The organism is Kocuria subflava (assembly GCF_012163155.1).
GTDB classification, from domain to species: domain Bacteria; phylum Actinomycetota; class Actinomycetes; order Actinomycetales; family Micrococcaceae; genus Kocuria; species Kocuria subflava.
Genome location: NZ_JAAVUN010000228.1, coordinates 1 through 533, shown reverse-complemented (window position 1 = coordinate 533; position 533 = coordinate 1). Strand labels below are relative to the sequence as shown.

The window sequence follows — 533 nt, the reverse complement described above, 5'->3', positions numbered from 1 at the left end:
CCGACACCCACGGGCAGGCCGGTTGCCGCGGCGGACCGGGCACCGGCCCCGTCCTGCACGTTGGCCAGCAGTTGGACCCGCGTGCCGTCAGCGGTGACGGCGGGGCCGGTCCAGGACCTGATCTTGGCCTGGACCTCGGCGGACTCCTTGGCACGGGCCTCCGCCTTGAGCGGATCCGGGGTGGTCTCGATCTCACCGGCCTCGCCGTCGATCAGGATCAAGGAACCGTCCTGGATCTGGGTGAGCGCCGAGCCCGCGCCCACGACGCAGGGGATGCCGAACTGCCGCGCGATGATCGCGGTGTGGCTGGTCTTGCCGCCCAGCTGCGTCACGATGCCGCGGACCAGCTCCGGATCCAGGCCGGCGGTGTCAGCGGGGGCCAGGTCCTCGGCGAGCAGAATCACCGGCTCCTCCGGGGACGGGACACCCGGTTCGGGCTCGCCGCGCAGTTCGGCGACCACACGGTCGCGGATGTCCTTGAGGTCCGTGGTGCGCTCGGCCATGAGCCCACCGATCTTCTCGAACTTGGCAAC

1 protein-coding gene is annotated in these 533 nt (G+C 71.3%); it reads right to left on the bottom strand.

Annotated elements, in window-relative coordinates:
- Window positions 1-533: PEP-utilizing enzyme (locus tag GTW58_RS13895; RefSeq protein WP_245195284.1), on the bottom strand; the 533-nt coding region annotated here is incomplete at both ends.